This is a genomic window from Oceanibium sediminis, from assembly GCF_003265325.1.
GTDB classification, from domain to species: domain Bacteria; phylum Pseudomonadota; class Alphaproteobacteria; order Rhodobacterales; family Rhodobacteraceae; genus Halovulum; species Halovulum sediminis.
Genome location: NZ_QGNX01000001.1, coordinates 343,051 through 356,577 on the forward strand (window position 1 = coordinate 343,051; position 13,527 = coordinate 356,577).

Here is a 13,527-nt window from a genome sequence, read left to right on the forward strand (position 1 = left end):
GTTACTTGCGCGGCAGGCCGAGCATCCGCTCGGCGATGATGTTGCGCTGGATCTCGTTCGTGCCGGCATAGATCGGCCCGGCGAGCGAGAAGAGGTACCCGTCCAGCCAGTCGCCCACGTCCCCCGCGCCAGGCGCGGCGGGCATCAGTTCCGCCCGCGCGCCCAGGATCGAGATCGCGGCCCTGTGCAGGGCGATGTCCATTTCCGACCAGAAGATCTTGTTGACACTGGCCTCCGCCCCGATGGAGCCGCCCGCGATCAGGCGAGAGGCGGTGGCGTAGATCGACAGCGCATAGGCGTCCGCGTCCATCCACGCCTGCAACACCGCGTCGCGCGTGGCGGGGCCGCAATCGTCCGCATGGGCCTGGTACAGCTCGACCAGTTGCTTCGCGGCCACCTGGAAGCGGGCCGGGCTGCGCAGCATCAGACCACGCTCAAACCCGGCGGTGGCCATGCAGATCGCCCAGCCCTCGCCTTCCTCGCCGAGGCGGTTTTCCACCGGCACGCGAACCTCGTCCAGGAACAGCTCGGCAAAGCCGGTTTCGCCGTTGATCTGCGCGATCGGCTGGCGGGTCAGACCCGGCGTGTCCAGCGGGAACAGGATCAGCGACAGGCCCTTGTGACGCTCGCTTTCCGGGTCGGTGCGGAACAAGCCGAAGGCCCAGTCCGCATTCACTGCGCGCGAGGACCAGATCTTGTGCCCGCTCAGCACGTATTCATCCCCCTCGCGCCGGGCCTTGGCCCGCACCGCCGCAAGGTCGGAGCCCGCCTGCGGTTCCGACCAGGCCTGCGCCCAGATTTCATCGCCCCGCGCCATGGGCGGCAGGAAACGCGCTTTTTGCGCGTCACTGCCGTATTCCATCATCGTCGGGCCGAGCAGGAAGATACCGTTCTGGTTCACCCGCAAGGGCGCCCCGGCGGCGTAGTATTCCTCCTCGAAGATCAGCCAGCGGATCAGGTCCAGGTCGCGCCCGCCGTATTCCTTTGGCCAGGTGACCATGCCCCAGCCGCCTTCGTGCAGGGTCTTTTCCCATTCACGGTGCGCCTCGAACCCCTCAAGACTGCCGTCGAAGGAGGCGGGCGGTTCCGCGGGCACATGGGCGCGCATCCAGTCGCGCACCTCGGCGCGGAACGCCTGCTGTTCAGGTGTGTAGCTCAGATCCATCGCGTATCAGCCCTTGCTTTCGCTCTTGTTGGATTTCGCCATGCTGGCCGCGTCCAGACCGGCCAGCCGGTCCCCGCTGACCAGCTCGTTCTGGGCGTGGGCGAAATGATGCATGTGGTAGACGGCGTCCATGCCGGTGCGCTTGCCGCGCAGATCCTCGACATGGTTGACCGCCTGCTTCGTCAGCCAGTTCCCGAGCGAGGGGCGCTGGCCCAGCCGCGCGGCCATTTCCGCCACCGTGGGTTTCAGCGCGTCGCGCGTAACGACGCGGTTCACCATGCCGAACTGCTCGGCGCGGGCGGCGGGCATCCGATCGCCCAGCAGCAGGAATTCCTTGGCGATGCGCGGGGGCATCTCGAACGGGTGGGCGAAATACTCGACCCCCGGAATCCCCATCTTGCCCACCGGATCCTGGAAGAACGCATCGTCCGAAGCGACGATCAGATCGCACACCCAGGCCAGCATCAGCCCGCCGGCGACGCAGGCGCCCTGCACCATGGCGATGGTGGGCTTGGGGATATCGCGCCAGCGGCGGCACATCCCGAGGTAGACCTCGTGCTCGCGGGTATAGAGGAACTCCGCCCCCGGCTTGCCGACGTGGTCTTCCCACATCAGGCGGCGCTCGAAGCTGACGTCAGTGTCGCGGCCCGGGCTGCCGATGTCATGCCCGGCCGAGAAGTGCTTGCCCGCACCGCCCAGCACGATGGCCTTCACGTCGGTGTCGTCCACCGCGCGGCGGAAGGCGTCATCCAGCGCATAGGTCATCTGCGAGTTCTGCGCGTTGTTGAACTTCGGCCGGTTCATGGTGATCCAGGCCACCCCTTCCTCGACCCTGTAAAGAACCGGTTCGTCGGTTTCATATTCGGGCATGGTGCGCTCCTGTTCTGCTGTCCGGATGTTGATCCAGTGCTAGCCCGCGCGCGGCCCGGGCTTCATCGTCCAATGGGACTAACGGGCGTTGCGGACCCTGGGATCAGGGGAAATCGCGCGGCTCGCGCCGTCCACCGGGGGCAGGGTTTCCTCACGCGCGTGGTACGCGGCGAAGGCGTCGCGCAGGGGGCCTTCCGCAAGCTTCAGGCCCCGCCGGGCGGTCAGGTCCATGTGCATCCACATCAGCTCGCACGTGGCGGCGCGGCGGCCCGCTTCGGGCTGCCACAGCTCGTAGAACAGGTGGAAGCGCTTGAAGTCGGTCCAGAGCAGGCGGACCGTGACTTCAAGCAGCTGGCCCGCCAGGCATTCGGCCTGGTAGCGCAGGTGCTTTTCCAGCCGGAAGAAGCCGCGCCGGTCCTGCTCGGCGTAGCTGCGCTCCACGCCGAGGGTCTGGAAGAAGGCCTGCTCGGCCTCCTGGAACACGGCGTCGTAGGCGGTCACGTTCATGTGGCCGTTGCGATCGATCCATGCCGGGCGGACGATGCCGCTCCAGACCGGGGCGCCCGGCGGGGCCGGGCCGACCTCAGCCACTGGCCATGGCCGAGCGGCGCGCCTCGTGCATCGCCGCCAGCTCCGCGTCCAGCTGGGTCGAGGGGCAGTCGATCACCACCTCGCCGCGCTGGATGATCATGGCCCGGTCCGTGTAGGGCTGGGTCACCTTCAGGTGCTGTTCCACGATCACCACCGCCGTGCCCTGCTCCGCCCAGCGGCGCAGGAACGACAGGATCGGCGGCAGAAGTGCCTGCGCCAGGCCCATCGACGGCTCGTCGCACAAAAGCACCTTGGGCTGCGCCACGAAAGCCTGCCCGAGGGCCAGGATCTGCTGCTGCCCGCCCGACAGGTCGCGGGCGCGGGCGTTGCGCTTTTCGACCAGGATCGGGAAGACGTCGTAGATTTCCTCCAGCGTCTTTTCGAAACCGGCGCGGTCGCCCCGGCGCGCGGCGACGCCCATGCGCAGGTTGTCATAGACCGTCAGCTCGGAAAACACCCGGTGCCCGTCAAGGACCAGGCGCAGCCCCTTGCGCGCCGCCTGTTCGGGCGGCAGGCCGGTGATGTCCTCTCCGCCCAGGCGTACGGTGCCGCCGGTGGGCTTGTTGAAGCCGGAGATCGCGCGCAGAAGCGTGGATTTCCCGGCGCCGTTCTCGCCCCCGATCAGCAGGATCTCACCGGGTTCCACCTTCAGCGAGACGTTGCGCAGGACCGGGATATCGCCGTATCCGGCGGTCAGGTTGTCGACCTCAAGCATGTGCGCCCCCTACGAAAAGATGCTGCACGGCGGGATCGTCTGCCAACACCTGTGGCGTGTCCGAGGCGACGACCTTGCCGGTTTCAAGAACGGTGATGCGGTCGGCGATACCCCAGACAAGGTCGAGGTCATGCTCCACCAGGATCACGGCCATGCCCATGCGCCGGCTGAGCTGGCGCACCAGCTTGGCGAATTCCTCGCGCTCGCTGGGGGACAGGCCCGCGGCGGGTTCGTCGAACAGCACCACGCGCGGCGCGGCCAGGCTGACGCGCACCACCTCAAGCAGGCGGCGCTGGCCGTGAGACATCATGCGCGGCGAATCCTCTTCGTAAGAAGTCCGCAGCCGCTCGACCAACGCCTGTTCCTCTGCGTCCAGCGGCGCTTCGCGCGCGTCCAAGCCGATGCGGATGTTGTCCCAGACCGAGAAGTCGGGGAAGATCCGCGGCGTCTGGAACGTGCGGCCAAGGCCCATGCGCGCGATGCTGACCGGCGCGGCGCGGGTTACGTTGCGCCCGGCAAGGCTGTAGCTGCCCGCATCCGCCCGGCTGAAGCCCGAGATCACGTTCAGCAGGCTGGTCTTGCCAGAGCCGTTGGCCCCGACAAGCCCGTGTACCTCACCCGGACGCACCTGCATGTTCACGCCGTCCAGCGCCACGACGCTGCCAAAGCGCTTGGTCACGCCTTCCACGTCGATGATCGGGGCCGCGTTCGCGTCGATGGGCTGCTCGGGGCGTTTCATCAGCGTGTCGGTGAAGGGGCGCAGGCTGAAGCCTTCCTCGCCGCCGCCACGCTGGTTGCGCTTGCGCCGCCAGGCCTCGACCGTGCCGACAAGGCCGTCGGGGAACAGGATGACCACGGCCAGCGTCAGCGCGCCGTTCACCAGCAGGCGGTATTCCACCAGCTGGACCAGCAGCACGTTGGGCAGGATGTAGACCACCCAGATCCCCACGATGGGGCCCAGAAGCTGCCCGCGTCCGCCGACGACCACCGCGAAGAAGAAGATGAACGACAGCTCGATTATGAAGCCTTGCGGGCTGATGAAGCCCACGGTCGGCACGTAGAGCGCCCCGCAGACCCCGGTGCCCAGCGCCACGATGATGAAGGCGAGCGAGCGCATGAAGCCGGAGTTGATGCCCAGCGAGCGGGCGGCCTCGGCACTTTCGGCGGCGATGCGCATCCGGCGGCCCAGCCGCGCGTTGCGTATCGTGTAGTGCAACAGCAGCGCGGCGATGGGCACCAGCGTGACCAGAATGGTCAGCGGACTTAGGCTCATGGCCAACGGCTCCGTCAGCGCGGGGATGTACAGGCTGATGCCGTTGATCCCCTGCGTCAGCCCGTCGAACTGAATCAGCAACTGGGGAAAGACGATGGCCGCGCTGAGCGTCGCGAAGCCCAGGTGAAAGCCCTGCACCCGCAGCGCGGGCAGCGCGAACAGCAAGCCACCCGCGCCCGCCGCCAGCACGCCCACCAGCGCGCCGATGATCAGCGGCCAGCCGTGCACGCCGCTGGCAATCGCCAGCCCGTAGGCGCCAAGGCCCACGATCGCGCCCTGGCCGAAGCTTTTCTGGCCCGCGTCCACGAACAGGAAGTTCTGCAGCACCGCGACGGCGATGTAGATGTTGACCAGCTGGAACGTGTGCTCCCAGTAGGAGTTCCCCAGAAGGCTGGGGCCGATCCCCGTGGCGACGATCAGCGCAATGCCGAGCGTCAGCTGCATCCGGTCGGAGTTGAACTTGCCGGTCTGCTTGTGATCCGGGGCGATGTCGATGGTGTTGGCTGCCTGGCTCATGACTTACACCTTCCGCGCGGCAGCGCGCCCGAACAGGCCCTGGGGCCAGAACATCAGGATCGTGACCAGCACGATCAGCGAGGCGAGGTCCTGGTACGCGCCGCCCACCTTGTAGGCGGTCAGCATCGCCATGACGCCCACCAGCGGCCCGCCGATCAACGCGCCGGTGTTGTTGCCGATCCCGCCGACGACCGCGGCGATGAAGCCGTTCAGCACGTAGCGCAGACCCGCGTCAGGGCTGACCGAGATCACGGGCGCGACCATGAAGCCGACAGATCCTGCGATGGCGCCGGAAATGGCGAAGGCCAGGAGTTGCAGCCGCTGTACCGGCAGGCCCGCCGCGCGCGCGGCGTCCATGTCCTGGGACAGGGCACTGATGGCCAGGCCGATGAAGCTGCGGCGCAGGAACAGGCGCAGCGCGACATACCAGAAGATCGCCGCCGCGATGGCCAGCACGAACGCGCCCGGCGTCTTGATGCCCATCACGCGGAAGCTGGGGATCGGCCCCTGAACAGTGTAGGAAAACGGCCCGTACAGCAGCAGCAGCAGCGCCGAGATGATGACCGAGACGGAAACGGTGGATATCAGCCAGCTGTTCTGCTCGTTGGTGTCGGTCAGGGGCAGCAGCGTCAGCCACCCCTGCGCCGCGACCAGCACCGCAATCCCGAAAGAGGTGACGATCAGCATCGCCAGCCACATGCCGACGCCCGCCTGGTTGGCCAGGAAATAGGCCGCGAACCCGCCCAGGATAAACACGTTACCCTGCGCAAAGTTCAGGATCTTCGTGGCGTTGTGAACGATGTTGAAGCTCATCGCGATGATCGAGAAGAGCGCCCCGATGGCGACCCCCCGAATGACGATGATGACGATTTCACTGAGCATTTCACTCTCCCGATTCGCGCGTTGTTAGTCCGCCCAAACCGGGCGCGCCTGTCAGGAAAGAGTGCGGGTGTCACATCGCAGGGGCATCGTTCAATTGGACTAAGCCCGCGCGCCTTGCTCAGCCGAGCAGGGTATTCAGGGAATCGATCTCTTCGCCCAGGGTGCGCAGGCGGCCCCGCGCCTCGTTCAGCAGCCGCTCGTTCTGCCCGTCCGAGCGCAGCCCGGCCAGCGCCAGGTCGGCCAGCGTCTCGCCGATCTCGTGGGCGCTCATCCGCCCGTCGGTGCGGTACCAGCGGGATGTCCAGTTCGCCATGCCGATCACGCCGAAGGCGGCGATATGGGAATCCACCTGGCGGAATTCCCCGCTGGCCATGCCCTCGTCTATGCAGGCGACATAGTAGTTGTAGATCTGGCGGCGGGATTCATTGTAGCGCCCCATCAGGTGATCTGGGATCTGCGCTTCAAGCCGCGCCAGGCGGACGAAGCGCGCCCCGCTGGACAGCCGCCGCACCACGCCGTCGATGATGGCCGCGCGCAGCCGCTCGCTGGCGCTGCCGCTTTCCGCCTGCGCCAGCTCGTTCAGCCGCTTGGAGGGTTCCAGTGCCTCGGCGTCGATCAGCGCGGAGAGGATGTCGTCCTTGGAGCTGAAATAGTGATAGATCGCCGAGCGGCCCAGCCCGACCTCGTTGGCGATGGCGGTCATGCTGCACCGGTCGTAGCCCTGCTCGTCGAACATGCGCGCGGCGATATCCATCAGCTGCTCGCGAACGAGTTCCTTGCGCGGGTTCGTCTCGCGTTTGTCGTCGCGGGCGCCGGGCCGCGTCTCCGCGGGGCTATCGCTCTCTGCCAGGTCGTTTGTCTTTGCCATCGGCCGTTTCTCCGCCACATGCCTCAATTGTTACACGGGCCGTATCATGCGCCAGCCGCGCGGCCTCATGCAACGGCATCGCGGCGAGGTCGGGCGAGATCACCTCAACCGCGAGTGGAAATGCGTCAAAGCCCCGCACGGAGCTGAGAAACCCGGGAATATCCAGGGTTCCCTCGCCGCAGAGGCAGCGATTCATCGTGTCGTGCAGCACGTCGCCCTCGGGGCGATCCGGCGCATCGCAGATCTGAAGCGACAGGATGCGCCCGGCGTCGAAGTCTGCCGGCGTGGTTCCGGCCCGCGAAAGATGCCAGACATCCAGCACCAGGCCGGGGCCCTCGCCGGCATGATCCAGCACCTCTGCCACAAGGCCGGGATCGCGCGTCGCGCCCCAGCCCAGCGGTTCCAGCGCAAGGGTGACGCCGCGTTCGCGGGCCTGCGCGTTCAAGTTTGCGAAATCCTGCTTCAGCCGCTCGACTGGCGGGCAAGCGCCCTGCATGTCCAGCCCGACGTTCAGCGACCCAGCGCCAAGCGCCAGAGTCGCGGCGAAGGCGGCGTCCACCGCCTCCGGGTCGAACCCGCCGCCGGGCAGGTCGGGCAGGAATTCAACCGTCGGCACGGCCAGCCCAAGGCCTGAGAAGGCGGCGCGGATCTCTTCATCCGTCCGCCCTTCCCCCTGCAATTGCAGGTAGTCGCGAAAATGCAGGCTCAGCCCGTCGAACCCGGCAGCAGCCGCCGCGGCGGCCCGCTCAAGGATATGGTGGCGCGGCCAGTCCGCCGCGCCGGGGACCGATCCGGTCAGGGTATGCGCCGCGGCGATAAGCATGTCCGACCCCCTCAGGAAAAGATCTCGATCAGGCCGGCAGCTCCCATGCCGCCCCCGATGCACATGGTGACCACGCCGCGCTTCGCGCCGCGACGGCGACCCTCCATCAGGATGTGCCCGGCCATCCGCGCGCCGGTCATACCGAAGGGGTGCCCCACGGCAATCGCGCCGCCATCGACGTTCATCTTCTCGTTGTCGATGCCGAGCGCGTCGCGGCAGTAAACGGCCTGGCTGGCGAAAGCCTCGTTCAGCTCCCACAGGTCGATGTCGTCGACCTTCAGCCCGTGCGCCTCAAGCAGCTTCGGCACCGCGAGGACCGGGCCGATGCCCATTTCCTCGGGCGCGCAGCCGGCCACGGCCATGCCCCGGAACGCGCCCAGCGGCTCAAGACCAAGGCGCGCCGCCTCGGCTGCTTCCATCACGACGAGCGCGGCAGCCCCGTCCGACAGCTGCGAGGCGTTGCCCGCCGTCACGTGTTTGCCCGTCTCGACCACGGTGCCGCCCGCGTGCACCGGGGCAAGCCCGCTCAGCCGCTCGATGGTGGTGTCGCCGCGGAAGCCCTCGTCCCGGTCCAGCGTGACCTCCTGGGTCGAGATTTCGCCGGTTTCGCGGTCCTTCACCGTCTTCACGCTGGGCATCGGGGCCAGTTCCGCGTCGAAACGCCCGGCAGCGTGGGCGGCAGCGGTGCGCTGCTGGCTTTGCAGGGCGAAAACGTCCTGCGCCTCGCGGGTGACGCCATGACGCTCGGCCACGATCTCGGCGGTTTCGATCATCGGCATGTACATGTGCGGGGACTTCGCGATCACCGCCTCGGAGCGGGCACGATAGGTGTTCTTGTGCTTGTTCTGGGTCAGGCTGATCGATTCCACGCCGCCCGCGATGACGGCGGTCATGCCGTCGAACACGATCTGCCGGCTGGCGATCGCCAGCGCCATCAGCCCCGAAGAGCACATCCGATCGATGGTCATCCCCGGCACGGTGTCGGGCAGACCCGCCGCCGCGGCGGTCAGCCGGCCGATGTTGTAGCCCTGCGTGCCCTGCTGCGCGGAGCAACCCATGATCACGTCGTCGATCCGCCCCGCCTCGATCCCCGCGCGTGACAGCGCGACGGCCGCGGCGTGCCCGGAAAGCGCCGGGGCCTCGGTATCGTTGAACGCACCCCGGAACGCTTTTCCAATCGGGGTTCTCGCCACCGACACAATAACAGCCTCACGCATGGGAAACCCTCGTCCTTTTTCTTCAATTCACCCCGAAACCTGGGCGGAACGCGCGCATGGCGCATCGTCCGAGTGGACGAACCCCGCGCATGGGCGCGGAAACTGACACCGTCGTGAATTTTCGACGCCCTTACTAAAAAATTGACACACCGTCGAACTTGCGACAGTGTGTCGAATAGATGACGGAAAGTCACTTGATCACCGAGGAGGAATAGCGACGTGCTGGACATGATTTCCGCTGGCCACGAGACGGGCTCCACTGTCGATGCCATCTACGACATTCTGACCGGAGGCGGTTCGATCCAGACCTGCCTGGACGCGGTGCGCGACGCGACCGGCGCACGCTCGGTCATTTTTGAGCATCGCCCGCGCGGCGCGCGGGACCGGCGCCGCTTCGTCGCCTGCGCCATGCACGGCACGCCCTGCGACAGCGATTTGCGCATCGAAGGCGGCGTCAGTGCCGACAGCGCGGACGAGGACGGCACCTACCGCCTGCACTTGGTCGCGCCGAAAGGCGGGCTGATGCCCGGTGTCGGAGAGACGCTGCCCATGCTGCTGCGCCACCTGCGCCGGGCGCTGCGCCTGGCCGCGCGGCTGGACCGGACCGACCTGGAATGCACGGTCTACTCCTCGGCGCTGGACCGGCTGGCGATCGGCGCGATCTTCCTCGATGCGGAAGGGCGGATCGTCCATGAAACACCGCTGGCGCGGGCGCTGATCGACGCCGGTGACGGCCTGCGCCGCGTGCGCGGCGGCCTTGCGGCCTGCGGCGGCAGCGCGGACCGCAGCCTGCAAACGGCGATCCGCAGCGCGCTCGGCCTTGGCGGGCAGCCGGTCACGGAGCAGCACACGATGGTGGTGGCGCGCGCCTCTGGCTTGCGCGACCTCGGCGTGATCGTGCGCCGGACCAAGGCGGGCGGCGACAGCGCGGGGGGCGTCGGCGCGGTGGTGATGATCCGCGATGCCGATTCGGGCGGCACCCCGGACAAGGACATCCTGCGCTGCCTGTTCGACATGACCCCGGCAGAGGCGGACGTGGCGCGCAGCCTGACCGCGGGCCTGTCCCTTGACGAAACCGCCGAGGAGCTGGGCATCAGCCGCAACACCGCGCGCGCGCACCTGCGCTCGATCTTCGCGAAAAGCGGCATCCGCCGCCAGACCGAGCTGGTCCGCCTGATGCTGAGCAGTGCCGCGATGCTCAGCGCAACCCCCCGGGCGATGGACGCCGCCTGACGGCAGTATCCTCGATCCCAGCGCTGACGGGACTCACCCCCTCGCCCGGTCCGGACGAGGGGGTTTTCGTGCGCCCCCTTGCGCAGATGCAGCACCACGCCTACCCTCTGGGCACCCCGAAACGGAGATGCCTTCGCCATGGACAAGCCCCTCGCCGCCTTCACCCCACCGGTTTCGCTGCGAGAAGTCCTGTCCAATGCCTGCATTCCCGTCCATCTCCGGCCTGTCCTGGTCCACGCCTGACGGCACGCCGCTTTTCACCAACCTCGATCTTTCTTTCGGCCCTGAACGCACCGGCATCGTCGGGCGCAACGGTACCGGCAAGAGCACGCTTCTGCGCCTGATCGCAGGGCAGTTAAGCCCCGCCTCGGGGCAGGTCTGCACCAGCGGAACCGTCGCGATGTTGCGCCAGGACGCGATGGACCACCCCGATGAGACGATCGCCGATCTTTTCGGCGCGGCTCGCGCCCTCGCCCTGCTGGAGCGGGCCGAACGTGGCGTGGCGACGGCCCGGGACCTCGCCGAAGCCGACTGGACCTTGCCCGCCCGGATCGACGCCGCCCTGGCGCGGTGCGACCTGTCCGCCGATCCGCGGACCCGGCTCGCCACTTTGTCCGACGGGCGGTGCAGCCGGGCCGCCCTTGCCGCGCTGATCCTGGCAGAGCCCGACGTCCTGCTTCTGGATGAACCGACGAACAACCTGGACCGGGCGGGCCGCCGCGCGGTGATCGACCTGCTCCGCGGCTGGAGGGGCGGCGCGATCGTCGTCAGCCATGACCGCGCGCTTCTGGACGCGATGGACGCCATCGTCGAGCTGACCTCGCTGGGCGCGACCCGCTACGGCGGCAACTACACCGCCTTCCGCCAGCAGAAGGAAACCGCTTTGCAGGCGGCGGAGCGTGACCTGGCGCATGCCGAAAAGGCCCGCACAAAAGCCGCCGAGCGGGCGCGCATCGCGGCTGAGCGCAAGGCCCGCAAGGACAGCGCCGGGCGCAAGTCCCGCGCGAAGGGCGGTCAGCCGAAAGTCCTTCTGGATGCGGCCAAGGAACGGGCCGAGGCGTCGGGCGGCGCAGGTCACCGCCTGCGCGACGCGCGCCGTGACGCGGCGGAGGCCGCCCTAAGCACCGCCCGCAAGAGGGTGGAGGTGCTGGAACCGCTTCACATGGAACTCGCCCCAACCGGCCTTCCGATGGGCAAGATCGTGGTAAGCTTGGAGCATGTGACCGGCGGGCATGACCCCGAAACGCCGGTCATCCGCGACCTGTCGATGACCATCACCGGCCCGGAGCGGGTCGTCATCTCGGGCCCGAACGGCGCTGGGAAGACCACGCTTCTCAAGCTGATCACCGGTCAACTCGCCCCGCTGGACGGAACGGTAAGGGTGACCGCCCCATGGGCCTGGCTGGATCAGCACGTCGGCGTGCTGGCCCCCGAATGCACCCTGCGCGAGAACTTCCTCGCCCGGAACCCCGGCGCGAAACTGCAGACCGCCCACGCCGCCCTGGCCCGATTCGGCTTTCGCGCCGAGGACGCGCTGCGCCGGGCCGGGGATCTCAGCGGTGGGGAACGCCTGCGCGGCGGGCTGGCCTGCGTGCTCGGCGGGGCTCCACCGCCGCAGTTGCTGATCCTGGACGAGCCGACCAATCACCTGGACCTCGCGGGGATCGACGCGCTGGAGGCGGCGCTGACCTGCTATGACGGCGCACTGCTGGTGGTCAGCCATGATGAGGCGTTCCTGGACGCGCTCGGGCCGGACAGGGTCATTGAATTGAAGGGATTCGCCCCGGCCAGCGCCGAGGCAAGCCGCGGCGGCGGCAGGGGTCAGACCCCGTAGCCGCCGTCCACATTGATGACCTGCCCGGTCACGAAACCCGCCCGTTCGTCCGAGGCGAGGAACGCCACCGCTTCCGCGATGTCGCGCGCCGCACCCAGGCGGCGCAGGGGCGTGGCCTTGGCCGCCGCCTCAAGATAGGCATCGTCGATGTCGCCGTTTTCGGACAGGGCGAGCATCTGCCCGCTTTCGATCAGCCCGATGCCGACACCATTGGCGCGGATGCCGAAACGCCCCTCTTCCTTGGCGATCCCGCTCATCAGCGCGCCGACCCCGGCCTTGGGCACGACCGACAACCCGTCGGCGGGCGCGTAGCGCACCTGCGCCGCGCTTTGGCAGGCGACGACGTTGCCGCGGGTTTCCCGCAGGTCCGGCAGGCAGGCGTGCAGCAGGTTGAAGAAGCCAAAGGTATCGCTCAGCAGGTGGGATTTCATCTGCGCGGGCGTCACCTTGGACAGGTGGCGCAGCGGCACCAGCGGCCCGGCGGCGTAGACTAGACAACCGGGCGCGCCATGGGCGCTGCGCACCGCCTCGGCGGTGGCAAGGACCGCGTCCGTATCCGCCAGGTCCACCTGGTGGATCGAGGCGTCCCGCCCCAGGGCGCGAATATCCCCTGCGACAGCTTCGGCCCGGTCGGAGCGGCTGTGGTAGGTCAGCGCGATGTCCCAGCCCTCCCGGGCCAGGACGCGGGCGATCTCGGCGCCAATGCCGCCGGAACCGCCAACAACGAAAGCCGTGCTCATGCAGCTTCCTGGCGCACGCCCGGCGGGTCACCCTTGATCGCGCGGGCGCGCAGGTTGTCCGGGTCGAGCTGGCGGATGATCTGAAGCTCCTCGTCGATCGGCACGGCGGTGACGGCCATGCCCGGCGCCCTGAGCAGCTCGAACCCGGTGGCGTCGGCCACCTCTTCGAAGCTCACGCCGGGATGCAGGCTGAGGACCTGGGCGGCGTTGTCCGGCCCCTTGAAGTCCATCACGCAGAGCGGCGTCACCACCAGCGCGATATCGACCTCGGGGCGTTTCGCGCCTTCGGGCACAAGCCGGTCAGAATAGCCGGCGGAGGACACGACATCCACCTCGCCCGGCACGAAGGTGCGCCTGTCATGGGACGTCACCAGCATGGAGTTGCGGTGGCTGATCGAGTTCCCCGGAAAGCCGCGCACGCCCAGAAGCTGTACCTTCGGCGCGTTGAAATCGCCAAGGCACGAGATGTTGGACTGCGCGAAACGGTCGATCTGAACCGGGGTGACCATGGCGTGACGACGGCCGCTCCAGAGGGATTCGAAGACGCGGTGATAGGGCATCCAGCCGGACGCGCCGGGGCGATCCTCAAGCGCGACATTCAGCGGCAGCGGGGTTTCCAGCGCGTAAGCCTCGCCGTCGGACAGCATCAGCTTCTCGTTCAGGGTCAGCTTGGCCAGGCCGGCGGCGATCCGCGGCAGGGTGCCGATGCCGTTGGCCATGACTTCCCCGTCATTGGCAAAGGCGCGGGCAGCGGCCGAGATCATCAGTTCAGCCAGGGTAAACGTGTCGGTGCTCATGTC

12 protein-coding genes and 1 pseudogene are annotated in these 13,527 nt (G+C 68.0%); 2 read left to right on the forward strand and 11 right to left on the reverse strand.

The window, feature by feature from the left end; all coding sequences use genetic code 11:
* Position 1: 1 nt before the first annotated feature.
* The 9 genes and pseudogenes from DJ029_RS01710 to DJ029_RS01750 form a co-directional block, all read right to left on the reverse strand.
* Complete coding sequence (locus tag DJ029_RS01710; protein ID WP_112320593.1) at positions 2-1,165, reverse strand: acyl-CoA dehydrogenase; 1,164 nt, start codon at positions 1,163-1,165, stop codon at positions 2-4.
* A 6-nt stretch (positions 1,166-1,171) separates the two neighbouring features.
* Entirely contained in the window at positions 1,172-2,035 is an 864-nt protein-coding gene (locus DJ029_RS01715) for an enoyl-CoA hydratase (protein ID WP_112320594.1), read from the reverse strand.
* Positions 2,036-2,113: 78 nt separating this feature from the next.
* Positions 2,114-2,626 carry a thioesterase family protein gene (locus tag DJ029_RS01720; protein ID WP_112320595.1) on the reverse strand — a complete coding sequence of 171 codons (513 nt, stop codon included), beginning with the start codon at positions 2,624-2,626 and terminating at the stop codon, positions 2,114-2,116.
* Positions 2,619-3,281 (reverse strand): annotated as a pseudogene (locus tag DJ029_RS01725) (ABC transporter ATP-binding protein); the annotation flags it as partial. The gene DJ029_RS01720 and the pseudogene DJ029_RS01725, both read right to left, overlap by 8 nt.
* A gap of 52 nt (positions 3,282-3,333) precedes the next feature.
* Positions 3,334-5,130: a branched-chain amino acid ABC transporter ATP-binding protein/permease gene (locus DJ029_RS01730; RefSeq protein ID WP_112320597.1), complete on the reverse strand. Its 1,797-nt coding sequence runs from the start codon at positions 5,128-5,130 to the stop codon at positions 3,334-3,336.
* A gap of 3 nt (positions 5,131-5,133) precedes the next feature.
* A complete protein-coding gene (locus tag DJ029_RS01735) occupies positions 5,134-6,012 on the reverse strand; it encodes a branched-chain amino acid ABC transporter permease (protein WP_112320598.1) in 879 nt (292 codons plus the stop codon).
* 118 nt (positions 6,013-6,130) lie between these two features.
* Positions 6,131-6,880: a TetR/AcrR family transcriptional regulator gene (locus tag DJ029_RS01740; RefSeq protein WP_112320599.1), complete on the reverse strand. Its 750-nt coding sequence runs from the start codon at positions 6,878-6,880 to the stop codon at positions 6,131-6,133.
* Positions 6,846-7,703, reverse strand: a complete 858-nt coding sequence (locus DJ029_RS01745) for a sugar phosphate isomerase/epimerase family protein (protein ID WP_112320600.1) — start codon at positions 7,701-7,703, stop codon at positions 6,846-6,848. The genes DJ029_RS01740 and DJ029_RS01745 overlap by 35 nt, the downstream gene beginning before the upstream one ends.
* An 11-nt stretch (positions 7,704-7,714) precedes the next feature.
* Positions 7,715-8,920: an acetyl-CoA C-acyltransferase gene (locus DJ029_RS01750; RefSeq protein WP_112320601.1), complete on the reverse strand. Its 1,206-nt coding sequence runs from the start codon at positions 8,918-8,920 to the stop codon at positions 7,715-7,717.
* Between the two features lie 228 nt (positions 8,921-9,148).
* Here DJ029_RS01750 and DJ029_RS01755 point away from each other — a divergent pair, with 228 nt between their 5' ends.
* Positions 9,149-10,153, forward strand: coding sequence for a helix-turn-helix transcriptional regulator (locus tag DJ029_RS01755; protein WP_232822977.1), 1,005 nt, complete (start codon positions 9,149-9,151; stop codon positions 10,151-10,153).
* Positions 10,154-10,349: 196 nt separating this feature from the next.
* Entirely contained in the window at positions 10,350-11,987 is a 1,638-nt protein-coding gene (locus DJ029_RS01760) for an ABC-F family ATP-binding cassette domain-containing protein (RefSeq protein WP_112320603.1), read from the forward strand.
* On the opposite strand, the gene DJ029_RS01765 is transcribed toward DJ029_RS01760, so the two are convergent.
* Complete coding sequence (locus tag DJ029_RS01765; protein ID WP_112320604.1) at positions 11,975-12,727, reverse strand: SDR family NAD(P)-dependent oxidoreductase; 753 nt, start codon at positions 12,725-12,727, stop codon at positions 11,975-11,977. The two genes, DJ029_RS01760 and DJ029_RS01765, sit on opposite strands and share 13 nt — an antisense overlap.
* Positions 12,724-13,524, reverse strand: a complete 801-nt coding sequence (locus DJ029_RS01770) for a CoA-transferase subunit beta (RefSeq protein WP_112320605.1) — start codon at positions 13,522-13,524, stop codon at positions 12,724-12,726. The genes DJ029_RS01765 and DJ029_RS01770 overlap by 4 nt, the downstream gene beginning before the upstream one ends.
* Positions 13,525-13,527: the final 3 nt, after the last annotated feature.